This is a genomic window from Janthinobacterium sp. EB271-G4-3-2 (genome assembly GCF_020858035.1).
Taxonomy (GTDB): Bacteria; Pseudomonadota; Gammaproteobacteria; order Burkholderiales; family Burkholderiaceae_D; genus Janthinobacterium; species Janthinobacterium aestuarii.
Genome location: NZ_JACYMG010000002.1, coordinates 588,391 through 611,051, shown reverse-complemented (window position 1 = coordinate 611,051; position 22,661 = coordinate 588,391). Strand labels below are relative to the sequence as shown.

At 62.6% G+C, this 22,661-nt stretch carries 20 protein-coding genes; 10 read left to right on the top strand and 10 right to left on the bottom strand.

Annotated features, from left to right (window positions below):
* Window positions 1-3 precede the first annotated feature (3 nt).
* The 4 genes from IGS55_RS07790 to IGS55_RS07775 all read right to left on the bottom strand — a co-directional run bounded on the left by IGS55_RS07790 (window position 4) and on the right by IGS55_RS07775 (window position 4,466).
* Complete coding sequence (locus tag IGS55_RS07790; RefSeq protein ID WP_034754523.1) at window positions 4-999, bottom strand: BMP family lipoprotein; 996 nt, start codon at window positions 997-999, stop codon at window positions 4-6.
* Window positions 1,000-1,389: 390 nt separating this feature from the next.
* On the bottom strand, window positions 1,390-2,292 hold the full coding sequence (locus IGS55_RS07785; protein ID WP_230515749.1) for a LysR family transcriptional regulator: 903 nt from the start codon (window positions 2,290-2,292) through the stop codon (window positions 1,390-1,392).
* A gap of 85 nt (window positions 2,293-2,377) precedes the next feature.
* Window positions 2,378-3,307 (bottom strand): pseudouridine-5'-phosphate glycosidase, encoded by a 930-nt coding sequence (locus tag IGS55_RS07780; protein ID WP_128140504.1) that lies wholly within the window; start codon window positions 3,305-3,307, stop codon window positions 2,378-2,380.
* A gap of 1 nt (window position 3,308) precedes the next feature.
* The gene (locus IGS55_RS07775) at window positions 3,309-4,466 is read right to left on the bottom strand and encodes a PfkB family carbohydrate kinase (RefSeq protein WP_230515748.1); all 1,158 of its coding nucleotides are present in this window, start codon (window positions 4,464-4,466) and stop codon (window positions 3,309-3,311) included.
* A 367-nt stretch (window positions 4,467-4,833) separates the two neighbouring features.
* On the opposite strand from IGS55_RS07775, the gene xapA reads away from it, so the two are divergent.
* The 7 genes from xapA (at window position 4,834) to IGS55_RS07740 (ending at window position 13,472) form a co-directional block, all read left to right on the top strand.
* Window positions 4,834-5,673, top strand: coding sequence for a xanthosine phosphorylase (gene xapA / locus IGS55_RS07770; protein WP_070303423.1), 840 nt, complete (start codon window positions 4,834-4,836; stop codon window positions 5,671-5,673).
* A 120-nt stretch (window positions 5,674-5,793) separates the two neighbouring features.
* Window positions 5,794-6,987 (top strand): phosphopentomutase, encoded by a 1,194-nt coding sequence (locus IGS55_RS07765; protein ID WP_139090108.1) that lies wholly within the window; start codon window positions 5,794-5,796, stop codon window positions 6,985-6,987.
* On the top strand, window positions 6,984-7,943 hold the full coding sequence (gene deoC, locus IGS55_RS07760) for a deoxyribose-phosphate aldolase (RefSeq protein WP_230515747.1): 960 nt from the start codon (window positions 6,984-6,986) through the stop codon (window positions 7,941-7,943). Before IGS55_RS07765 ends, deoC begins: the two co-directional genes overlap by 4 nt.
* 12 nt (window positions 7,944-7,955) lie before the next feature.
* The gene (locus IGS55_RS07755) at window positions 7,956-10,337 is read left to right on the top strand and encodes an aldehyde dehydrogenase family protein (protein WP_369123268.1); all 2,382 of its coding nucleotides are present in this window, start codon (window positions 7,956-7,958) and stop codon (window positions 10,335-10,337) included.
* A 76-nt stretch (window positions 10,338-10,413) separates the two neighbouring features.
* On the top strand, window positions 10,414-11,736 hold the full coding sequence (deoA, locus tag IGS55_RS07750; RefSeq protein WP_230515746.1) for a thymidine phosphorylase: 1,323 nt from the start codon (window positions 10,414-10,416) through the stop codon (window positions 11,734-11,736).
* A 106-nt stretch (window positions 11,737-11,842) separates the two neighbouring features.
* Window positions 11,843-12,250 carry a cytidine deaminase gene (locus tag IGS55_RS07745; RefSeq protein ID WP_034754695.1) on the top strand — a complete coding sequence of 136 codons (408 nt, stop codon included), beginning with the start codon at window positions 11,843-11,845 and terminating at the stop codon, window positions 12,248-12,250.
* Window positions 12,251-12,254: 4 nt separating this feature from the next.
* Entirely contained in the window at window positions 12,255-13,472 is a 1,218-nt protein-coding gene (locus IGS55_RS07740; protein WP_230515773.1) for a nucleoside deaminase, read from the top strand.
* On the opposite strand, the gene IGS55_RS07735 is transcribed toward IGS55_RS07740, so the two are convergent.
* The 4 genes from IGS55_RS07735 to IGS55_RS07720 all read right to left on the bottom strand — a co-directional run bounded on the left by IGS55_RS07735 (window position 13,469) and on the right by IGS55_RS07720 (window position 16,121).
* Window positions 13,469-14,632, bottom strand: a complete 1,164-nt coding sequence (locus IGS55_RS07735; RefSeq protein WP_230515745.1) for a dipeptidase — start codon at window positions 14,630-14,632, stop codon at window positions 13,469-13,471. The two genes, IGS55_RS07740 and IGS55_RS07735, sit on opposite strands and share 4 nt — an antisense overlap.
* Before the next feature lie 11 nt (window positions 14,633-14,643).
* Window positions 14,644-15,066, bottom strand: coding sequence for a VOC family protein (locus IGS55_RS07730; protein ID WP_230515744.1), 423 nt, complete (start codon window positions 15,064-15,066; stop codon window positions 14,644-14,646).
* A 160-nt stretch (window positions 15,067-15,226) separates the two neighbouring features.
* The gene (locus tag IGS55_RS07725) at window positions 15,227-15,496 is read right to left on the bottom strand and encodes a hypothetical protein (protein WP_034754563.1); all 270 of its coding nucleotides are present in this window, start codon (window positions 15,494-15,496) and stop codon (window positions 15,227-15,229) included.
* Window positions 15,497-15,638: 142 nt separating this feature from the next.
* Window positions 15,639-16,121 (bottom strand): hypothetical protein, encoded by a 483-nt coding sequence (locus IGS55_RS07720; RefSeq protein ID WP_230515743.1) that lies wholly within the window; start codon window positions 16,119-16,121, stop codon window positions 15,639-15,641.
* 310 nt (window positions 16,122-16,431) lie between these two features.
* On the opposite strand from IGS55_RS07720, the gene IGS55_RS07715 reads away from it, so the two are divergent.
* Window positions 16,432-17,367, top strand: a complete 936-nt coding sequence (locus IGS55_RS07715) for a choice-of-anchor A family protein (protein ID WP_230515742.1) — start codon at window positions 16,432-16,434, stop codon at window positions 17,365-17,367.
* A 27-nt stretch (window positions 17,368-17,394) separates the two neighbouring features.
* Here the strand turns inward: IGS55_RS07715 and IGS55_RS07710 are convergent, their stop codons facing one another.
* Both IGS55_RS07710 and IGS55_RS07705 read right to left on the bottom strand, forming a co-directional pair.
* A complete protein-coding gene (locus IGS55_RS07710) occupies window positions 17,395-18,078 on the bottom strand; it encodes a TetR/AcrR family transcriptional regulator (RefSeq protein WP_230515741.1) in 684 nt (227 codons plus the stop codon).
* A 10-nt stretch (window positions 18,079-18,088) separates the two neighbouring features.
* Entirely contained in the window at window positions 18,089-19,546 is a 1,458-nt protein-coding gene (locus IGS55_RS07705) for an aminotransferase-like domain-containing protein (protein WP_230515740.1), read from the bottom strand.
* Between the two features lie 199 nt (window positions 19,547-19,745).
* Here IGS55_RS07705 and IGS55_RS07700 point away from each other — a divergent pair, with 199 nt between their 5' ends.
* Window positions 19,746-21,062, top strand: coding sequence for an aspartate aminotransferase family protein (locus IGS55_RS07700; protein ID WP_230515739.1), 1,317 nt, complete (start codon window positions 19,746-19,748; stop codon window positions 21,060-21,062).
* Window positions 21,063-21,137: 75 nt separating this feature from the next.
* Window positions 21,138-22,643: a CoA-acylating methylmalonate-semialdehyde dehydrogenase gene (locus tag IGS55_RS07695; protein WP_230515772.1), complete on the top strand. Its 1,506-nt coding sequence runs from the start codon at window positions 21,138-21,140 to the stop codon at window positions 22,641-22,643.
* Window positions 22,644-22,661: the final 18 nt, after the last annotated feature.

Here is a 22,661-nt window from a genome sequence, read left to right as displayed (position 1 = left end):
AAATTAAACCGGGCAGCTGCTGCCGACGCGGTAATCGATCACTTTGATCTTGCCATCGATAATGTCCTTACGCGCACCCAACACGCGCTTTTCGATTTCCGGCGTAATCAGCTTGCGGTTGTTTGCGTCGAGCGCCCAATCCACGCCGCCTTCTTTCAAGCCTTTATAGCTGACGCCGCCCTTCCAGGTGCCGTTCTTGACTTGCATGAAGCTGTCGTAGACCGTGTTGTCGACGCGCTTGACCATCGAGGTCAGGATGCTGCCTGGATACAGATGATTCTGGTTCGAATCGACGCCGATGGCCAGCTTGCCTTTTTCCTTGGCCATTTGCAGGGTGCCCATGCCGCTGCCGCCAGCGACGGCGAAGACGACATCGACGCCGCGCTCGAATTGCGAGCGGGCCAGTTCGCCACCCTTGGCCGGGTCATTCCAGGCGCCGGACGTGGTGCCGACCATGTTTTGCGTGATTTCCATCTTCGGATTGACGGCCTTCGCGCCTTGCGCGTAGCCGCAGGCGAAGTTGCGGATCAATGGAATATCGATGCCGCCGATGAAGCCGACTTTCTTGCTCTTGCTGGCCATGGCTGCCGCCACGCCCACCAGGTAGGAGCCTTCTTCTTCCTTGAAGACAACGGAATTGACGTTGCTGCCGGCGGCCTGGCCATCGATCAGCACGAATTTTACGTTCGGGAATTCCTTGGCGACCTTTTGCACGGCTTGCGTTTGCGCAAAGCCGATGGCGGCGATCATGTCGAGTTTCTTGCGGGCCAGGCCACGCATGACTTGCTCGGCTTGCGTATCGCTCGATGCCTGCACTTCGATGAAGGAAATGCCCGTGTCTTTTTTGAAGCGCGATGCGCCTTCGAAAGCGGATTGGTTGAACGACTTGTCGAACTTGCCGCCCGCGTCATACACGACACCCAGTTTTGGGGTAGCCGCGGACGCTTGAGCAGTCAGAAATACGGCTGCGATCGTCAAACTAAATTGTGTAAGTTTCATGAATTGGCTCCTGGAAGATCGATATTGTATATTTTTTATAGGTGAAACATATAATTTGGGGCCGATTTAGCCTGTTTTTGATGCACGAGGTGATAATTCCTTATCAACATTGCACTGTATCGCACAAGATCATTGCTGACCTCGTCTGCTTTCATGTCGTCAGTGTGATGCTCATGCAACAGTCGCGCCCCGTCTCTTTTATAGGTACAACATCGAATGGGGCTGCCGGAGCGGGCTGGGATGCGCCGTCAGATGACGGGCAGGGCAAGCACGGAACCGGCGCCGCGATGGGCGTCCGAATCACTATGCATCATGCCAGATATGTATGACAAATACGTTTTTGTTTATGTATTTATATGTGGAGCATATAAATAGTGGTGCCGCCCCAGATCAGGCGGCCGGGGGATTGATGATATTCAGGAAGGCCCGCACGACGGGAGCGTCGTCGAGTGTCGTGTAGCTGATGTACAGATTCGCTGAGGGCGGATTGGTCTTGATCGGCAGAAACACGACGCCGGGCCAGCCGATGCGGCTTGTCGTTTCCGGCACCAGGGTCACGCCCAGGCCCGCGCCCACCATGGCCAGCAGGGTTTGCGGTTCGCTCGCTTCCTGGAAAATCACGGGTTCGAAACCGGCATTGATGCAGCATTGCACCAGGTAGCGGGGAAACGCGGATTTGTCGAGGTTCAGGGTCAGCATCGGCTCTTCGGCGATGTCGATCAGTTCGATGGACGTGTTTTTCGCCAGCGGATGGTGTTCATTGACGGCCACGCAGACGTTTTCGCGGAAGCACAGTTCCTGACGTAGATTGTCGTGACGCAAGTCGTCGTCGTTGAGTTTGGGTTCGCGCCAGAAGCCCACGTCGATCTGCTTGGCGCGCAAGGCTTCGTATTGCACCGTGGGACCGAATTCATGGATGGTCCAGGTGACGCGGGGGAATTTGGTCTGGAATTCTTCCAGCAGGCTGGGGATAGGGCCCCACATGGCCGAGCCGACGATGCCTACGCGCAAGCGGCCCACTTCGCCGCGGTCGATCTGGCGGATCGTGTCGATGGTCATGCGCATCTTGGCCAGCAGGTCGGCTGCTTCGTTCATCAGCGCTTTGCCCGCCACGGTCAGCTCGAAGGTGCGCGTGGTGCGTGCAAACAGGCGCACGCCCAGTTCGCTTTCCAGTTTCATGATCTGCTGGCTCAGGGGCGGCTGCGAGATATGCAGGCGCTCGGCGGCGCGGCTGAAGCTTTTCTCCTCGGCGACGGCAAGAAAATACTTTAACTGTTTCAGATCGATGGACATGCTTTCCTTGGCGTTGCGTGTTGCTAGGCGATGGAACGGCGCGCGGACCCGTGAAGGTACGCGCGCTTTCTTTACAGCAGTCCTATTATCGTGCCACGACTGCCTGCATGGCAATGGCCAGCGCTGTGCCAACTTTGGCATTGTGCTTGACGAGGGCGATATTCGTCGCCAGGCTGCGGCCGTCCGTCAGCTGCTTGATGCGCGACAGCAGGAAGGGCGTGACCTGCTTGCCTTTCACGCCGCCCGCATCCGCTTCCTGCAGCGCTTGCGCGGTGATGGCATCGATCTCTTCCTTGGGCATCGCTTGCGCGGCCGGCACGGGATTGCTGACGACTACGCCGCCTGTCAAGCCCAGCTGCCATTTCGTGCCGATGAAAGCGGCTTGTTCGGCAGCCGTATCGAGGCGGAAATCGGCCTTGAAGCCGCTTTCGCGCGTAAAGAAGGCGGGAAAACCTTCCTGGCCCACGCTGATGACGGGCACGCCGTGCGTTTCCAGGTATTCCAGGGTCAGGCCGATGTCGAGGATGGATTTCACGCCCGCGCAGACGACGGCGACTGAGGTTTGCGCCAGTTCCTGCAAGTCGGCGGAAATGTCGAAGCTCGTTTCCGCGCCGCGGTGCACGCCGCCGATGCCGCCCGTGACGAACACTGAAATACCGGCCAGTTCCGCACAGATCATGGTGGCGGCCACCGTGGTGGCGCCCAGCTTGCCTTGCGACAGCACGAACGGCAAGTCGCGGCGGCTGACTTTCATGGCGTCGGGCGAGGTGCCCAGCAATTCCAATTGTTCGGGCGACAGGCCCACACAGATCTTGCCGCCGATGATGGCGATGGTGGCCGGCACGGCGCCGCCGTCACGGATGATCTGTTCCACTTCGCGCGCCATTTCCACGTTTTGCGGATAGGGCATGCCGTGCGAAATAATGGTCGATTCCAGCGCCACGATGGCCTTGCCGGCGGCGCGCGCGTCGAGCACTTCTTGCGAGAACAAGAGGAAATTCTGTAATTGGGTCATGTCAGTCCTGTTGAAAGAGGGTAGGGGGAGGCGGCGCCAGGTCGGCGTCGTCAATGTTGTCGAGTGCGCCGGCGGAAATCCGGGGCGAGACGGTGGCTGCCGATTCCAGGGTCATGGCGGCCAGCTTCAGGCCGCGTCGGCATGCCAGTTTCAAATCGCTGCTGTCGTGGTAGAGCGACCAGCAGACGGCGGCGGAAAACGCGTCGCCGGCGCCCGTCACGTCGACGGCGTCCACTTCGCGCGCGGCCAGGTGGACGATGGGCGCGTCCAGGTTGTCGCCGTCGGTGAAATACACGCCTTCGCCGCCGCAGGTGACGATCACCTGGCGCGCGCCCTGGCGCTGCACTTCGCGGCAGGCGGCGCGCAGGTCGGTTGCCGTGGGCAAGGCCCGCGCCACGCGCGTTTCCAGTTCGCCACGGTTGAGTATCAGCAAGTGCAAGCCCGACAGGTCTTGCGGCAAGTGCGCCATCTTCGGCTGCGAGACGGCGACGATGACGAGCGGCGTCGCGTGAGCCCCATCCTGGCGGGCATCGGCCAGCAGGGCCTGCACGCTGTCGTGGCCCAGGTTCAGGTCGCAGACGGTGAGGGCGGCGGCGGCGCGCTGCGGCTGGCGGCTGTGCAAAAAGGCGGGGGTCAGCTGTTCGTACAGTTGCATGTTGGCCATCGCCAGCAGCATTTCGCCATGTTCGTCGAGCACGGCCGTGTAGGTGCCGCTGCTGGTGTTACTTAAATGTAAGCTGCCGCGCATGTCGATGCCCGCGTCTTCCGCGTGCGTCTGCAGGGCGTGGCCGGCCGCATCGTCGCCCAGCGCCGTCAGCAGGGCCACGGGGATCGACAAGCGGGCCAGGTTTTCCGAGATGTTGCGGCCCACGCCGCCAAATACTTCTTCCGAGCGCACGGGATTCGAGGTGCCCATCTGCAGGGTCGCCAGGGTGCGCATCTTGCGGTCGAGGTTAGCGGCGCCGATGCACAGCACGGGACGGCTGTCGGGCAGCACGTAGGCGCGTCCCAGCAGGCGGCGCTCGCGTATCAATCCGGCGATGTGGCCGGCGACGGCCGAGCGCGACAAGCCCAGCTCGCTCGCCAGGTCTTGCTGCGAGATGAAGGGGTTGTTGCGGATCAGCATGTACAGCTGGTCTTTTTTATTGGTATCGGTCACAGGGTTTTCGCTGACGTTTAAACATTTGTCTGGAACTGTAAACATTTGTCTTATCGGTGTCAAGCTCGTGTCGAGTGTGCACAAAAAACCTTCGTATGGAGCTTGTATGCATGCATTTTCCGGGGATGGCAGGCTGGGGTTAGCCTCGACTATAATGTCGGCCATTTATATTTGAATTGTATAAATGGGCAAGAAAAATGGTATTTGCCATACATATTCCGTTTGATGCATAGTGGCGGCAAATAGAGGCAATACGCATCTGGATAGTCCAGCAACACCCATACATACCCGATACCTGGGCGCGATAATTTGCATATACCGTCGCGCAGGCAGCAACCCATCACCATTAGTCAATCAGAGGATAACCATGTCGAACAACACCCCATTCCACGCCGCCGAAATCATCCGTGCCCGCGCTCCTGAAAATTTCAAGCCGCGCGTGGCGATGATCCTCGGCTCCGGCCTGGGTGTGTTGGCCGAGCAGATGACGGACGCCGTCAGCATCAGCTTTGACGAATTGCCGGGTTTCCCGATCAGCACCGTGCACGGCCATGCCGGCGAACTGGTGATCGGCACCCTGTCGGGCGTCGCCGTCGTCTGCATGAAGGGCCGTGGCCACTTCTACGAAGGCTATGGCATGGGCGTGATGACGAGCGCCATCCGCACCCTGAAACTGCTGGGCTGCGAAATGCTGTTCGTCACCAACGCCGCCGGTTCCCTGCGCCCTGAAGTGGACGCGGGCAGCCTGGTGGCCATCAGCGACCATATCAACCTGCTGCCAGGCACGCCGATGGTCGGCCCGAACGACGACCGCTTCGGCCCGCGCTTCTTCAGCATGGCCAACGCCTACGATGCGGACCTGCGCAATCTGGTCAAGGACACGGCCGCCTCGAACGGCATCACCCTGCACGAAGGCGTGTTCGTCGCCTACCCTGGCCCGAACTTCGAGACGGCCGCCGAAATCCGCATGATGGCCCGCCTGGGCGCCGACACGGTCGGCATGTCCGTGGTACCGGAAGTGGTCTCGGCCCGCCATTGCGACCTGAAAGTGGTGGGCGTGTCCGTCATCACCAACCTGGCCGAAGGCATGTCGCCATTCGCCCTGTCGCACGAGCAAACCCTGAAATACGCGGCCATCGGCGCGAAAGACCTGGTCAAGCTGATCCTGGCTTTCCTGGCCACCGTGGCCGCCAAACCGCAAGCCTAAGCCCTTTTCTTGACGCAGTAGCGGCGCGCCGGCCACCGGCGCTGCCGCGCGGCAGGCCGGGAAAATCCGGCCTACACTGTTCGCATCATCTTCGCATCACTCCATAAAGCGAGCCTTATCATGTCACGCGCATTTATCCTCCTGCTTGATTCTTTCGGCCTTGGCGCGACGCCAGACGCCGCCAAGTATGGCGACGCAGGTGCCAATACCTTTGGCCACATTGCCAGCACTGTCGCCAAAAGCGGCAAGACCTTGAAACTCCCGAACATGGAACGCCTGGGCCTGGGCGCCGCGGCGCACCTGGCCAGCGGCGAATGGGCCACGGGCTTCGACCAGCGCGACGGTTTTACCGGTGCCTACGGCGCGGCGCGCGAGCGCTCCACCGGCAAGGACACGCAGAGCGGCCACTGGGAAATCGCCGGCGTGCCCGTCGAATTCGACTGGGGATATTTCCCCCGCACGACGCCGTCGTTCCCGGCCGACCTGACCGACAAGCTCAAGGCCATGTCCGGCGTGCCCGGCTTCCTCGGCGACTGCCATGCCTCGGGCACGGACATCATCAACAAGCATGGCGACGAGCACGTCGCCACCGGCAAGCTGATTATCTATACCTCGGGCGACTCGGTGATGCAGATCGCCGCGCACGAAGAATCGTTCGGCCTCGAGCGCCTGTACGAAGTGTGCGAAATGGCCTTCAAGCTGGTCGAGCCGTACAACATCGGCCGCGTCATCGCCCGTCCGTTCACGGGCAGCAATGGCAACTACACGCGCACGTCCAACCGCCACGACTACGCCGTCGCGCCACCCGCGCCGACCCTGCTCGACCACGTCAAGAATGCGGGCGGCGAAGTCGTCGGCCTGGGCAAGATCAGCGACATTTTCGCTACCCAGGGCATCTCCAGAGTCGTCAAGGGCGTCGACAACATGGCGCTGTTCGAAGCGCTGCTGAAGACGGCCGATGAAGTGCAGGACAAGTCGCTCACCTTCGTGAACTTCGTCGATTTCGACCAGGCGTTCGGCCACCGCCGCAACGTCGAGGGCTATGCCGACGCGCTGCGCGAAATGGATGCGCGCCTGCCGGAATTCATGGCCAAGCTGAAGGAAGGCGACCTGGTCGTGATCACCGCTGACCATGGCTGCGACCCGACCTGGCACGGCTCCGACCACACCCGCGAACACATACCGATGATCTTCTTCGGCCCCGGCGTCGCCCCGCGCGCACTGGGCATTTCCGAGACCTTCTCCGATATTGGCCAAACCCTCGCCAAGCACCTTGGCGTACCACCACTTGCTAATGGAACCAGCTTGTTATGACACTCATGCATCCCGAATTCAAGCGTAACGAGGCCGTTGGCCTCGACCTGGGCTGGATCAACCAGATCCGCGTCAACCGCGCCGCGACAGACCGCCGCGCGGCCAGCCTGGCAAACCGCCGTACCGTGAAAAAGGAATACCAGGCCGCCTGGCTGGTGAAAGCCATCCAGATGATCGACCTGACCACCCTGGGCGGCGACGATACGCCGGGCAGAGTCGAACGCCTGTGCATGAAGGCCATGCGCCCGTTGCGCGCCGACCTGATGGAGGCACTGGGCTTGACCGACTTGAGCACCGGCGCCGTGTGCGTGTACCACGAGATGATTCAACCGGCCGTCAAGGTCATCCAGTGCCGCCTGCCCATCGCCGCCGTGTCGACGGGTTTCCCGGCCGGCCTGACGAGCATGGAAACGAAGCTGCGCGAGATCGAGCTGTCGGTCGCCGCGGGCGCTTCCGAGATCGATATCGTCATCACGCGCCAGCACGTCCTGAACGGCAACTGGCAAGTGCTGTACGACGAAATGCTCGCTTACCGCAAGGCGTGCGGCGAAGCGCACGTGAAGGCAATTCTCGCCACGGGCGACTTGCTGACCATGGAAAACGTGGCCAGGGCGTCGTGGGTCTGCATGATGGCAGGCGCCGATTTCATCAAGACCTCCACCGGCAAGGAGGGCGTGAACGCCACCATTCCCGTGGCCCTGACGATGGTGCGCACGATCCGCGAATACCACGAGCAGACGGGCTTCCAGGTGGGCTTCAAGCCGGCCGGCGGCGTCAGCTCGGCCAAGAGCGCGCTGCAATACCTGACACTGATGAAGGAAGAACTGGGCAACGAATGGCTGCAGCCGCACCTGTTCCGCATCGGCGCTTCCAGCCTGCTGACCGACATCGAGCGCCAGCTCGAGCACTACGTCACCGGCAGCTACTCGGCCAATCATCGTCACGCACAACCTTAAAGAACAATCGTCATGCCTACAATTAACGAGATTCTCAATACTATGGACTACGGCCCTGCTCCCGAAAGTCAAAAAGAAGCGCAGGCGTGGCTCGATGGCCACCAGCGCACATTCGGTTTGTTCATCGATAATGCCTGGAGCGCGCCGGCGGAACTGTTCGCCTCGACCAATCCTGCCGACGGCACGCAGCTGGCCGAACTGACGCAAGCGACCGACGCCGACGTGGAACGCGCCGTCGAAGCGGCGCGCCGCGCGCTGCCCGTATGGCAGGGCATGGGCGGCCACGGCCGCGCGAAAGTCATGTACGCGCTGGCCCGTCTGCTGCAAAAGCACTCGCGCCTGTTCGCCGTGCTCGAAACCCTGGACAACGGCAAGACCATCCGCGAAACGCGCGATATCGACCTGCCGCTGGCCGCGCGCCATTTCTACCATCACGCCGGCTGGGCGCAGCTGCAGTCGGAAGAATTCGCCGACTACCGCGCCGTGGGCGTGGTGGGCCAGATCGTGCCGTGGAATTTCCCCCTGCTGATGCTGTCGTGGAAAATCGCCCCGGCCCTGGCGGCCGGTAACACGGTCGTCTTCAAGCCGGCGGAATTCACGTCGCTGACCGCCATGCTGTTCGCCGAACTGTGCGTGCAGGCGGGCGTGCCGGCCGGCGTCGTCAACATCGTCACCGGCGACGGCCGCGTGGGTTCGGCCATCGTCAACCATCCTGGCGTCGACAAGATCGCATTTACGGGTTCGACCGAAGTGGGCCGCCTCATTCGCGAGGCAACGGCCGGCAGCGGCAAGAAGCTGTCGCTGGAGCTGGGCGGCAAGTCGCCGTTCATCGTCTTCGAAGACGCGGACCTCGATGGCGCCGTGGAAGGCCTGGTCGATTCGATCTGGTTCAACCAGGGACAAGTCTGCTGCGCCGGCTCGCGCCTGCTGGTGCAGGAATCGGTCCAGGAACGCTTCCTGAACAAGGTACGCGCGCGCATGGAAAACCTGCGCCTCGGCTCGCCGCTGGACAAATCGATGGACGTGGGCGCGCTGATCGACCCCGTGCAGCGCCAGCGCATCGCCGCGCTGGTCGATTCGGCCCGCGCCGAAGGCTGCGACGTGTGGCAACCTGCTTGCGAACTGCCGGCTGACGGCTCGTGGTTCCCGCCGACCCTGATCACGGGCGCGTCGACCTCGGCCGCCGTGGCGCAGGCTGAAATCTTCGGCCCCGTGCTGGTGGCCATGAGCTTCCGCACGCCGCCCGAAGCGGTGCAACTGGCGAACAACACGGTGTACGGCCTGGCCGCCAGCGTGTGGACGGAGTCGATCAGCCTGGCCCTCGACATCGCGCCCGCCATCAAGGCTGGCGTGGTGTGGATCAACAGCGCGAACCAGTTCGACGCGGCGTGCGGCTTCGGCGGCTACCGCGAATCGGGCTTCGGCCGCGAAGGCGGCCGCGAAGGCATGCTGGAATACATGACGGCCCTGGCCGAAGATGCGCGTCCGGCCTTGCCGGTGGTGGAGGCGAAAGCGAAGGCCAATGTAAAGCCGGCGCCAGCCGATCCGTTCGCCATCGACCGCACGGCCAAGATGTACATCGGCGGCAAGCAGGCGCGCCCCGACAGCGCCTACAGCGCGCCCGTATTCGGCGCAAACGGCGCCCTGCTGGCCGAAGTGGGCGTGGGCAGCCGCAAGGATATCCGCAACGCCGTCGAAGCGGCCCATAAAGCGTCCGGCTGGACCAGCGCCACGGCGCACAACCGCGCGCAAGTGCTGTATTACATCGCTGAAAACCTGGCAGCGCGCGCCGATGAATTCGCCGCCCGCATCGCCGCCATGACGGGCAACAAAAATCCCGAGAAGGAAGTGCAGGCATCGATCGAACGCCTGTTCTACTACGCCGCCTGGGCCGACAAGTACGACGGCCTGGCGCACCAGCCGCCGACCAAGGGCATCACCGTGGCGCTGAACGAAGCGGTTGGCGTGATCGGCATCGTCTGCCCGAACGAAGCGCCTTTGCTCGGCTTCATCTCGCTCGTGGCTCCAGCCATTGCGCTGGGCAACCGCGTGGTGGTGGTGCCGTCGGAAGCGCATCCGCTCTCCGCGCTGGACCTGTACCAGGTGTTCGACACGTCCGACTTGCCTGGTGGCGTCGTCAACATCATCAGCGGCAACGCCGATGAACTGGCGCGAACGCTGGCCACGCACGCCGACATCGACGCCGTCTGGCGCCATGACGGATCCGCTGAAGGCTGCGCGGAAGTCGAGCGCCTGTCGGCCGGCACCCTGAAACGCACCTGGGTCGGCGGCGCCAAGGGCCGCGACTGGTACAGCGCCGCCCAAAGCGGTGGCCGCGCCGTGCTGGCGCATGCGTCGCAAGTGAAAAACGTGTGGATTCCTTACGGCGTTTGATAGGCAACTAGCGTTGCAAAGCTGGGGTCAGAACCGTAGGGACTGACCCCAAATTTATTATGATCGGAGTTAATCCATGTTTTTAACCCAGGAAATCATTCGCAAGAAGCGCGACAAGGGCGTATTGAGCGCCGAGGAAATCCAGTTTTTCGTGCGTGGCATCACTGACGGCAGCGTCAGCGAAGGCCAGATCGCGGCGCTGGGCATGGCCGTCTATTTCAACGACATGAACATGGACGAGCGCGTGGCGTTCACCCTGGCCATGCGCGATTCCGGCCATGTGCTGGACTGGCGCTCGCTGAACCTGCCGGGCCCCATCGTCGACAAGCATTCGACGGGCGGTGTGGGCGACGTCGTCTCCCTGCTGCTGGGCCCGATGGTCGCCGCATGCGGCGGCTACGTGCCGATGATCTCGGGCCGCGGCCTGGGACACACAGGCGGCACGCTCGACAAGTTCGACGCCATTCCCGGCTATTGCACGGTGCCGGACAATGCACTGTTCCGCAAGGTGGTGCAGGAGATCGGCGTGGCCATCATCGGCCAGACGGCGCAGCTGGCGCCGGCCGACAAGCGTTTCTACAGCATCCGCGACGTCACCGCCACGGTGGAATCGGTGGCCATGATCACCGGTTCCATCCTGTCGAAGAAACTGTCGGCCGGCCTGGACGCGCTGGTGATGGACGTGAAAGCGGGCACGGGTGCCTTCATGCCGACGTACGACAAATCGGTGGAGCTGGCCGAGAGCATCGTCGCCGTTGGCAATGGTGCGGGCATGCAGACGTCGGCAATTCTGACGGACATGAACGAGTCGCTGGCGCCATACGCGGGCAATGCGCTGGAAGTGCGCGGCGCCATGGATTATCTGACGGGCCGTTCGCGTCCCGCGCGCCTGCACGAAGTGACCCTGACGCTGTGCGCCGAGATGCTGGTGCTGGGCGGCCTGGCCGCCACCGAAGAGGATGCGCGCGTGAAATTAATGGCGGCCCTCGATTCGGGCGAAGCGGCCGAGCGCTTTGCGCGCATGGTGTCGGCCCTGGGCGGCCCGGCCGATCTGGTCGAGCATCCTGATAAACACCTGGAACAGGCGCCGTTCATCGTGCCGGCGCCGGCGCTCACCGCCGGCTACGCCAACGTGCGCGATTGCCGCGCCATCGGCCTGGCCGTGGTGGCATTGGGCGGTGGCCGCCGCCGTCCGAGCGACAGCATCGATTTCGCCGTCGGCCTGACGGACCTCGTGGGCTTGGGCGAGCAGGTGGCTGTCGGCCAGCCGCTGGCCATGGTGCACGCGCGCACGGCAGCGGCGGCGCAGCAAGCCGTCAGGGAAATCCAGGAAGCGTATGACATCAGCGCAGTGGCGCTGGCGGCCAATCCCGTGATTTATCGTACCATTCGTCCGTAGTTGAAAACTGGGGTCAGACCCCCGTTTGCGATGGCGCTGAGCTATGTGTCAGCGGTGTTGAGGGGCTGACCCCGGCCTTAATGATTTCAAAGGTATAACAGAAAAAATGAACAACCAAGAACTGATCGCCGAAGCCAATGCCGGCCGTGAACTGGCTTATGCGCCATACTCGCGTTTTAAGGTGGGCGCGGCGCTGCTGTGCAAGGATGGCCGCGTCTTCCGTGGCTGTAACGTGGAAAACGCCGCCTATGGCCTGTGCAACTGCGCCGAGCGCACGGCGTTTTTCAGCGCCATCGCGCATGGCTGCAAACCGGGCGACTTCGCCAAACTGGCCGTCACGGGCGACACGGCTGAACCGATCTCGCCATGCGGCGCCTGCCGCCAGGTGATCTTCGAGATGGGCGGCGCCGACTTGCCGGTGATCCTGACGAACCTGAAAAACGATGTCATGGAAGTGACGGCCGGCTGGCTGCTGCCGCACGGCTTCGGCAATTCCGACCTGGACATGAAGTAACAGGATCCGCTTGAACAAGACGATAGACATCCAGGCCGCCGTGGCGATTGCCGCGGCCGAAGCCATGGCGGCGAAGACGCAGGGCACGTTCGGCGTGGGCGGCGTGCTGCTCGATGGCGCCGGCAACGTGCTGCAATCGATGCACAACAACGTCGTGCGCCAGGGGCTGGTATTCGACCCCACGGCGCATGGCGAGCGCCAGCTGGTGGACTGGTACTTCGCCGAGCGCGCCAAGGGCGTGCCCTTGCCGCCGCCGGGTGAGCTGACCATCGTCACCTCGCTCGACCCGTGCTGCATGTGCACGGGGGCGATTCTGGCGGCCGGTTTCAACGTGGTGGTGGCCGCGCCCGACGTCAAGGCGGGCATCAATTACGATGGCAGCGCCGCGTTCACGGCCTTGCCGGCGCCATTGCGGGGGCAGGCGGGACGCAGCTTTTGCTATCCGGCCGTGCGCGGCGCGACCGAATATGCGCGGCTGTCGTCCGGTGCCGCGCCCAAATCCTTTTTCATCGGCAAGAGCATCCACGAGGCGACGCAGGCACTGTGCTCGCTCGTGTTCGAGTCGACATCGTCGCAGGTGATGCAGCTGCTGAACGCGGGCGACGACGTGCATCTGCGCGATCCGGCCACCTTGCCGTCCGAGCATGCCGTGGTGCGCGCCTTGCGCCGCCGCTATCCTGACGCCCTCACTTACCGCTGCGAGCCGCATGCACCCGATGCTGGGCTGGCGCCATTTCTGCAGGCGGCCATGGAGCAGGATCTACGCGATGGCGGCCAGGGCGACGCTGCGGCCTTGCTCGATTCCTTCGGCAACCTGCTGCTGTGCATGCCGGGAAAATTGTCGCAATCGGTCATCCGCACGCCGTTCATGGAGTGCACGCGCCAGTACGCGCAGCTGCGCTTCGAGTTGATGGCGAGCGCCGATCCTGCGCTGCAGGAAGACATCAAGAGCTATCTGGGTCACCCCAAGCACGGCACCTTCGTGCTGGCCATCGGCCCGGACGACGGCGCCGCCAGTTTCATGACCCTGGGCGCCTACGGCTCCACCATGGAAGGGGCGCTGCCGGAGAATAATCCCGCGCAATTCCAGTACGTGCGCCCGGCCATGGAGGAAGACGCGCTGTTGGCGCTGTGCGAGTCGATGCCGCCCCTGTACCGCAAGCTGATACGCATCCGGCCGCGCCAGGTGGCGCACCAGGCGTTGATCAGCGCACTGGCCTAGGCGTCATCGTCGGGCAGGTTTTTCAGCAAGAAATCGCGCACGTTTTCACCGGCCACTCTGCGGATCTGCGCTTCCGACAGGCCAGCGTCGAGCAGCGCCTGCGTCAAGCGCGGCAAGCCGGCCGCATCGATGGCCGTGGTGACGGCGCCGTCGAAGTCCGAGCCATAGGCCACATGTTCGGCGCCGATCAGTTTTACCGTGTACTTGATGGCGCGCGCGATGGACGCCACGTCCTTGCCGCAGACGGCCGTATTCCAGAAGCCGATGCCCACCAGGCCACCCTGGGCGGCGATGCGTTTCAACTGTGCGTCGCTGAGGTTGCGGCCGTTGGCGCAAGTGCCGCGCACGCCCGTGTGCGACACCATCACGGGGCGTTTCGCCATCGTCAACACGTCGTCGATGGTGGCCGGCGAAGCGTGCGCCAGGTCGACGATCATCTTGCGCTGCTCCATGGCGCGCAGCCATTGCTTGCCCAGCGGCGTCAGGCCGCCTTTCTTCAAACCGTGCTGGGAGCCGGATAGTTCCGTGTCGAAGAAATGCGTGGGCGCGGCCATGCGGTAGCCGGCCTGGTACAGGGTGTCGAGGTTGTCCAGTTTTCCTTCCAGCGCATGCGCGCCTTCCAGGGTCAGCCAGCCGGCCAGCAGGGCGGGGTCTTTTTCGCGCGCGGCGATGAAGCTGCGCAACTGGGCGCGGCTGCCGATAACCCTGACCTTGCCCTGGCTCTTGGCCGCTTGCTGGCGCAGCTCGCCGGCCTGGTAGGTGGCGCGCGCCAGCAGGCTGTTCCAGGTGGCGGGCGGCAAGCCCTGCGCCACCACCAGCGCCGTGATGTTGTCCGTGTCGCTGCCATTGCGTTCGATATTCATCTTGCGCGGCGTCTTGGTGACGACGGAAAACGCTTGCAGCGCCACGTTGGCCCGCTGCAGGCGGGGGAAGTCGACATGCCCGCGCTGACTGTCGCGGTTCAGATTGCGTTGCCACAGCAGGCTGTCGGCGTGCAGGTCGGCGATCCACAGGCTCTCGTGCAGGGCCGTAGTGGCTGCCGATGGCGCCTTGCCGGACGGGGGATGGACGCGGTTGAAATGTTCGTCGACGAGGACGGGAGCGGACAGAAAGCCGCCGATCAGCGCAAGGCTGGCGGCGGTGAGGGTACTGATAATCATTGTTCTCCGTTTTACCATGGATCGTAGGTGCCCAGGCTCCAGATATGGCCTTCCGGGTCGCGGCAGGTAAAGCCCCGTCCGCCGTAATCTTCATCCTTGATGTCGAGCACGATTTCGGCGCCCGCTTCGCGCGCGCTGCGGTAGACGGCATCGGCATCGCTGACGACCAGGTAGCAGCTTTGCGTGTTGGCGCCGCCGACGTCGCCGGGCAGTTTCATCAGGCGGCCATAGCCGCTGTCGACGGCCGGCGCCACCATGACCATGCCATTGCCAAAGCTCAGTTGGGCATGGGCGACGCCACCGTTGCCGTCAGGCACGATCAATTGTTTTTCAAAACCGAGCGCCTTGCACAGCCATTCGATGGCGGCGGGCGCATCGCGGTAGCGCAGGCAGGGAATGGTCGTCGCTGCTGTCGCTTTTGCTGTCGTGGTCATCAGAAAACTCCTATGGCTGTGGGGGAGTAGCTTCGATCATGGATCCTGCGTGGCGTTCCGTATCAAACCCATCCATCGGGATGGGCTTGACGCCCGTCAGTGCCGCGCCCATCCATAGTGCCATAGAACAATCATTGCACTCTTGCCACGATACAAATTTTTATTGCGGCGACTGCTGCGAGCCCGGTACTTTTTCGTCTGCGCCGGCATCGTCGCCGTTGCTTGCCCATTTCAGCAGCATGACGAGGGCAAACAGCATGATGGCCAGCGGCAAGATGGTGATCAGGAACGCCAGGCCCAGGCAGCATACCAGCAGCATGGGCCAGGGCATGGCGCGCAAGGCTGCCATGCCCTGGCGCGTGTAAGCGCACAGCTCGTTCCAGAAAGCGCTGAAGGAAGTGCTGCCCGGTGCCGAATTGATGTCTTTCATGCCGTTCTCCTGTCGTGTGGGTGCCGCTGCCGTATGCATGCTGGCAATGAAGCCACTATAGGAAAAACCTTGCTGCCGCGCATCGCGTATGCGACGAATGGCAGGAATGGCGGACCGAACTGCGACAAAACGGGACAAGCGGTTAGTCGAATACCTTGAGTTTCAGCTGGAAACTGAGGGCGCCATACAGGCGGTCCTTGTAGGACGGCACGATGGCGATATTCACGCCCACACGTTGGTATTCATAGCTGATGGTGGGAACGAGGGCCGGGAACCAGCCGCCATCGCGCATCTTCGGATAACCGCTGAAGCCGCCAACGACGGCGCCCACGCGCAGCGGGCCCACCTTGATCGGCTGGTAGTACACGCCCAGGTAGTTCGAGTAGGCGCGGTCGCTATTGTAGAAGCGGCCAGCCGTGACCGACGCGACCGTGGAAAAGCGGTATTCGGCGCCCAGGCCCGGATTGCTGTCGTTCAGGTTCTTGTCGCGCTGAAAGTGATACGAATAAAAACCCGCGTTGAGCCAGGTTTCGCTGAGCGGCTGGTTGTCGATCATGTCAAACACATCGGCGTGCGCGCCGCAGGCATATGCCAGCATCAGTGCGCCTAGGGACAATCGTTTCATGCGTGCTTCATCCTTATGATTTCGTACTCTGTGGGCCGGCCTGCTCTGGCGCTGCCGCGATCGTATCATCAAGTTGGCTGCGCTTCTAAGCAATATTGAAAGTGCAGAACAGGCGGCTGTTTACCCGTCTGTTCAAAGCGTCATCGGGACGGCGTGGGCGTTCTCCGGGCAGCGATAGGAGAATGATTCTCATTGTGCAACTATGTTTGCATTATTGTTATAAAAGTTGTTGGTTTGCGACATATCAAAGTCGATGGATATGATATTCTGGCGTCAAGTTAATTTTCTTTTTGGAAATAAAATGTCAATCATGCCTAAATCATCATTCGTACTCGTCCTGTCGACCGTGTTTGCCGCCAGCGCCGCGCAAGCCGGTGTTCTCGATTTGGGCATCGGTGGCGCCAATTTATATTCCCTGAGCAACTTCAGCGCGTCCGGCAGCGATGTCGAAGGCGGCGTGCTGGTGGCCGGCAATCTGACGGCATCGAATTATTCGGTCAATGACAAGAACAAGGACGCCTACGTCACGCACGGTAATACCGGCTATGCGCTGGTCGTTGGCGGCAACCTGAACTACAGCTCCGGTTCTATCAAGAATGGCAATTATTTTGTCGGCGGCAGCACGACGACGAGCAGCGTGGGCCTGAACACGGCGACCAAGACGACGGCGTCGCCCGTCTCGTTTGACTCGACCTCGGCCCAGCTGAAAAACACCTCGACCTCGCTGGCGAACGTGGCGTCCACGGGCAGCAGCTCCGTGGCCTACGGCGGCATGACCCTGAAGGGCGGCACGGGCAATGTGCAAGTGTTCGATCTGACTTCCGCGGCGCTGGGCTCGGTGAACAACTTCAAGTTCAGCAACTTGCACACGAACGACACCCTGATCCTCAATATCAGCGGCACGAACGTGAACCTGTCCGGCGGCTACGGTGATTTCAGCAAATACAATGTGCTGTACAACTTCTATGAAGCGCAGACGATCACCCTGAACGGCGTGGGCCTGTACGGCAGCGTCCTGGCGCCGCTGGCGACCATGACCGGTGGCAACGGCCAGATCAATGGCGACGTGGTCGTGGGTAACTGGGTTTCGAACATCCAGGTCAACGCCAGCCATTCTTTCAACGCCACCAACGTGGCCGGTTATGTCTCGGCCGTGCCGGAACCGGAAACCTATGCGATGCTGCTGGCAGGCCTGGGCCTGGTTGGCTTCATGGCGCGCCGCCGCAAGAGCAAGACGGCAGCGTAACGTTCGCGCTGTTCGGGAAACCGCCTTTCAAGGCGGTTTTTTTTCGCCTGCCGGCGGCATGGACACGGCCGCCAGCACCATGTGCGCGATCAGGATTTCCGCATCCTCGTAATCCTTGCGCGTGAGCTGCTTGCGTTCCAGCACCAGGGCCATCTGCGCCGAAAAATCCGCATACGATTGCGTCATGGCCCAGATGGCGAACATCAGGTGCGTGGCATTGACGGGCGCGATCCTGCCGGCCGCGATCCACGCTTCGAAGACGGCGATATCCTTGCGCAGCAGGGGCACGACTCTTTCTCGTATCTGCGCGCCGTACAGGGGCGCGCCATTGATTACTTCCAGCGCATACACGCGCGAAGCCCATGGCTGCTCGCGCGAAAAACGCAGCTTGGCGCCGATGTAGGCGCGCAGCACGTCGCGCGGCTCGTCGTGTGCATTGGCCAGCATGTCCATGCGCGCCAGCCAGTCGTCGAGCACATCGTCGAGCACGCGCTGGTACAGCAGCTGCTTGGAGGGGAAGTAATACATGAGGTTTTGCTTCGACAGGCCGGCCCGCTCGGCGATGGTGGCGATCGACGCGCCTTCATAGCCGCTTTCCGCGAACGCGCGCACGGCTTGCTCGAGGATGTCCGCTTCCAGGCGGTCGCGGTTTTGCAGGCGCCGGCCGCCGGCATTTTTCACGAGAAGGGCAGGGGATTTGTCGCTGGCCATGGCGGGTTCTTTAGCGTGGGCGTATCGATTGCAGGAATGCCTGCAGCACGGGGGTATCGGTGTAGGCCACGTTGAAGCGGAACCACACCGTCTCGGGCGCGCGCAGCATGAAAAATTCGTTCGGCGACAGCAGGATGCCCGCCTTCAAGGCCATGTCGGCGATGACCTTGCCATTCCATTCCGGCGTTTGCACGTCGGGCCAGCCGGCGCTGACGAACATGCCGCCGCGGGGCCGCGCCACGGGCGCCATGCCCGCCTGCGCCAGGCAGTCGATGCTGCGCTCGCGGGCCGCATCGAGCTGCGCCACGAGCCGTTCGACCATGCGCTTGTAGGGCCGCGCGGAGATGGCGTGGTAGACGGCGCGCTCGTTGATTTCCGACGTCGTCAACCCTGCCAGCATTTTCACGCGCACCAGTTCCGCCACCAGCGACGGCGAGGCGCAAATCGACCCCACGCGCAGCACGGGCGACAGGGTCTTGGAAAAACTGCCCACGCGGATCACGCGGCGCAAGCCATCCATCGCCGCCAGCGACGCTTCGCCGCGTGCCGCCAGCTCGCGGTAGATATCGTCTTCCACCAGCCAGAAATCGAATTGCTCGGCCAGCGCCAGCAGACGGTGCGTTTGCGCCTGGCTCAGCGAAGTGCCCAGCGGATTTTGCAGCACCGTGTTGACGAACATGAGTTTCGGCTGCGTGCGCGCGGCTTCGCTGGCCAGCGCATCGAGGTCGAGACCCGCCTCGCCGCGCGCAATGCCCACGGGGATGCAGCCGTGGTGGCGGATCAGCGACTGCAGATTGCTGTAGCCGGGGTCTTCCACCAGCACCGTGTCGCCCGGCTTGGTCAGGCTGCGCAGGATCAGATCGAAGGCATGCGTGGCGCCATGCGTCAGCAAGACCTGGTCGGTCTCGACCTGGAACAGCTCTTCCGACAGGCTGCTTGCGAGGTGCTGGCGCAGCGAAGGAAAGCCGAGCGGGTGGCCATAGCCGCGCAGCCGGCTGGCTGGAATGCGCATGGCCTGGCGCACGGCATCGAGCACGGTCGCCTCGCCATACATTTCGGGCGGCAGCCAACCCGCGCCCACGGGCAGGGCATCGGACACGCCCGAATACAGGTCCGGCGTGAGGGCGTCGATGGCGGTCGGACTCGCGTGTACGGTGCTCTGTGGCGTAGCGGCGATATCGTGGCGCGCGACGAAATAGCCGGAGCCGCGCCGCGACGACAGCAAGCCGAGGTTGACCAGTCGGTCGTACGATTCGACGACGGTAAACGTCGACACGCCATTGCAGCGGGCGAACTGGCGCACGGACGGCATGCGTGTGCCGATGCGCAGGGCGCGGCTGCCCACCATGACGCTGATGGCGATGACGATCTGCTCGACGAGGCCGCCCTTCTTCTGGCGGTCGATGTCCAGCACGGGCCAGCCGCTTGCTTGCTCGGGGGCATCGTCTGTGCTGTCGCTGTGCTTCACGGTGGCTCCTTATGCTGCCTTGCACAAAACTGTAGTGTTTTTCCGACCTGTACGGTTGGGATACTTTGCCGTTTGTGTATCTGTGCCATTGGGGATGGCCTGTCTATTATTACATCAGCTTTTTGCCAACTGGTAAATTATTTTACGCATCGTCAAAAACGATCCTGGCTCCGCGCCAGCCCATCCCAAGGAGAAGGTCATGAACGAAACAAGGCCGGAATCGATGTCGGCATTCTGGATGCCGTTTACGAACAACCGTGATTTCAAGGCCAACCCGCGCCTGCTGGTGTCGGCCGATGGCATGTACTACAAGGATGTCGATGGCAACGCCATTCTCGATGGGACGGCCGGCCTGTGGTGCGTGCCGTGCGGCCATGCGCAGCCAAAAATCGTTGGCGCCATCCGCGAGATGGTGGGCCAGCTCGACTTCGCGCCCACCTTCCAGATGGGCCATCCGGCTGCCTTCGAGCTGGCGGAAAAACTGATGGACTACACGGGGCATAAATTCGGCCACGTCTTCTACACCAACTCCGGTTCCGAGGCCGTCGACACGGCGTTGAAGATCGCGCTGGCCTACCACAGGGCGCGCGGCGAGGGCGCGCGCACCCGATTGATCGGCCGCGAACGCGGTTATCACGGCGTGGGCTTTGGCGGCATTTCCGTGGGCGGCATCGGCGGCAACCGCAAGACCTTCGGCCCCCTGCTGCCCGGCGTGGACCACCTGCCGCACACGCATAACCTCGACAAGAATGCCTACACGGTGGGCGAGCCCGAATATGGCACCCATCTGGCCGATGAACTGGAACGCATCGTCGCGCTGCACGACGCGTCGACGATCGCCGCTGTCATCGTGGAACCGGTTGCCGGTTCCACGGGCGTGCTGATCCCGCCGAAAGGCTATCTGAAACGCTTGCGCGAGCTGTGCACCAAGCACGGCATCCTGTTGATTTTCGATGAAGTGATCACGGGCTTCGGCCGCATGACGACACCGTTCGCGGCTGATTATTTCGACGTCGAGCCGGACCTGATGACGACGGCCAAGGGCCTGACCAACGGCATGGTGCCGATGGGCGCCGTGTTCAGCAAAAAATACATCCACGACGCCTTCATGGACGCGCCAGCCGGCATCGAACTATTCCACGGCTACACGTATTCCGGCCACCCGCTGGCCTGCGCCGCCTCGCTGGCGACCCTGCAAGTGTTCGAGGAGCAGGACATCCTGGGCCACGCGAAAAACATGCAGGCGTATTGGAGCGACGCCGTGCATTCCCTGAAAGGCTTGCCGCACGTGATCGACTTGCGCAGCATCGGCCTGATCGCCGGCATCGAACTCGATCCCATCGCCGGCAAACCCGGCACGCGCGCCTTCAACGCCTTCAAGCAGGCCTTCGCCGACGGCGTGCTGATACGCACGACGGGCGACATCATCGCCCTGTCGCCACCGCTGGTGCTGGAAAAACAGCATGTCGACGAGTTGTTCGGCAAGCTGGCCAAGGTGCTGAAGAACCTTGATTAAGCCCCGGGGTCAGACCCGCCGGGTCTGACCCCAGAATTTGCCCTTGGGGTAAAGAGAGGAAATAACGTGAACCAAATTAACACACAGCTCGACACCATCACCCATTACATCAACGGCGCCCAGGTCGACACCCAAAGCGGCCGCTACGGCGACGTCTACAACCCCGCCCTGGGCGAACCCGTCGCCCGGGTCGCGCTGGGCACCGTGGAAGACGTCGACGCGGCCGTGCAGGCGGCGGCCGCCGCCTTTCCCTCGTGGTCGGCCACGCCGCCATTGACGCGTGCGCGTGTCCTGTTCCGCTACCTGCAGCTGTGCCAGCAGCACACGGACGAATTTGCCGCCATGCTCACGCGCGAGCATGGCAAGACCTTTGCCGATGCGCAGGGCGAAGTGGCGCGCGGCATCGAGATGGTGGAATTTGCCGTCGGTATTCCGCAGCTGCTGAAAGGCGAATTCACGGACCAGATTTCGCGCGGCATCGACGCCTGGTCCATGCGCCAGGCACTCGGCGTGGTGGCCGGCATCACGCCATTCAATTTCCCCGTGATGGTGCCGATGTGGATGTTCCCCGTCGCCATCGCCTGCGGCAATACCTTCGTCTTGAAACCGTCCGAGCGCGATCCGTCGGCGTCCCTGCTGCATGCGAAATTGCTGAAAGAAGCGGGCTTGCCCGACGGCGTCTTCAACGTGGTGCAGGGAGATAAAGTGACGGTCGACGCCCTGCTTGATCACCCTGTCGTACAGGCGATCAGCTTTGTCGGCTCCACGCCGATTGCCGAATACATCTATGCGCGCGGCAGCGCCAGCGGCAAGCGCGTACAAGCCTTGGGTGGCGCGAAGAATCACATGGTGGTGATGCCCGACGCGGACATGGACATGACGGTCGATGCGTTGATCGGTGCGGCCTACGGTTCGGCGGGCGAACGTTGCATGGCCATCTCCGTGGTGGTGGCCGTGGGCGACGCGGGCGACAAATTGATCAACGCACTGGCAACGCGCACGGCCGCACTGAAAGTGCGCGACGGCATGGAAGATGGTGCGGAAATGGGCCCCGTCGTGTCCCTGGCGGCCAAGCAGCGCATCGAAAAACTGATCGCCTCGGGCGTGGAGCAGGGCGCGACCCTGGTCGTCGATGGCCGCAACCACGTGGTGCCGGGACGCGAGAACGGCTTCTTTGTCGGCGGCACCTTGTTCGATCACGTCACGCGCGACATGAATATCTACAAGGAAGAGATTTTCGGCCCCGTGCTGTGCGTGCTGCGCTGTCCAGACGTGGTGCACGCGGTGGAGCTGATCAACGCCAACGAGTATGGCAACGGCGTGGCCATTTACACGCGCGATGGCGGCGTGGCGCGCGAATTCGTGCGCCAGATCCAGGTCGGCATGGTGGGCGTCAATATCCCCTTGCCCGTGCCGATGGCCTTCAACAGTTTCGGCGGCTGGAAGCGCAGCATGTTCGGCGACCACCACGCGTATGGGCCCGAAGGCGTGCGTTTCTACACGCGCCACAAGGCCGTGATGCAGCGCTGGCCGAACACGGCAAGCGCTGGTGTGGAATTTGCTTTTCCCCAGATGAAGTAAGGGTTTCAAATCACAAGC

Excerpts from the sequence above, each read along its gene's own strand:
- IGS55_RS07790 (WP_034754523.1), bottom strand. The coding sequence starts at position 999 with ATGAAACTTACACAATTTAGTTTGACGATCGCAGCCGTATTTCTGACT.
- IGS55_RS07785 (WP_230515749.1), bottom strand. The coding sequence starts at position 2,292 with ATGTCCATCGATCTGAAACAGTTAAAGTATTTTCTTGCCGTCGCCGAG.
- IGS55_RS07780 (WP_128140504.1), bottom strand. The coding sequence starts at position 3,307 with ATGACCCAATTACAGAATTTCCTCTTGTTCTCGCAAGAAGTGCTCGAC.
- xapA (WP_070303423.1), top strand. The coding sequence starts at position 4,834 with ATGTCGAACAACACCCCATTCCACGCCGCCGAAATCATCCGTGCCCGC.
- IGS55_RS07765 (WP_139090108.1), top strand. The coding sequence starts at position 5,794 with ATGTCACGCGCATTTATCCTCCTGCTTGATTCTTTCGGCCTTGGCGCG.
- deoC (WP_230515747.1), top strand. The coding sequence starts at position 6,984 with ATGACACTCATGCATCCCGAATTCAAGCGTAACGAGGCCGTTGGCCTC.
- IGS55_RS07755 (WP_369123268.1), top strand. The coding sequence starts at position 7,956 with ATGCCTACAATTAACGAGATTCTCAATACTATGGACTACGGCCCTGCT.
- deoA (WP_230515746.1), top strand. The coding sequence starts at position 10,414 with ATGTTTTTAACCCAGGAAATCATTCGCAAGAAGCGCGACAAGGGCGTA.
- IGS55_RS07745 (WP_034754695.1), top strand. The coding sequence starts at position 11,843 with ATGAACAACCAAGAACTGATCGCCGAAGCCAATGCCGGCCGTGAACTG.
- IGS55_RS07735 (WP_230515745.1), bottom strand. The coding sequence starts at position 14,632 with ATGATTATCAGTACCCTCACCGCCGCCAGCCTTGCGCTGATCGGCGGC.
- IGS55_RS07730 (WP_230515744.1), bottom strand. The coding sequence starts at position 15,066 with ATGACCACGACAGCAAAAGCGACAGCAGCGACGACCATTCCCTGCCTG.
- IGS55_RS07725 (WP_034754563.1), bottom strand. The coding sequence starts at position 15,496 with ATGAAAGACATCAATTCGGCACCGGGCAGCACTTCCTTCAGCGCTTTC.
- IGS55_RS07720 (WP_230515743.1), bottom strand. The coding sequence starts at position 16,121 with ATGAAACGATTGTCCCTAGGCGCACTGATGCTGGCATATGCCTGCGGC.
- IGS55_RS07715 (WP_230515742.1), top strand. The coding sequence starts at position 16,432 with ATGCCTAAATCATCATTCGTACTCGTCCTGTCGACCGTGTTTGCCGCC.
- IGS55_RS07710 (WP_230515741.1), bottom strand. The coding sequence starts at position 18,078 with ATGGCCAGCGACAAATCCCCTGCCCTTCTCGTGAAAAATGCCGGCGGC.
- IGS55_RS07700 (WP_230515739.1), top strand. The coding sequence starts at position 19,746 with ATGAACGAAACAAGGCCGGAATCGATGTCGGCATTCTGGATGCCGTTT.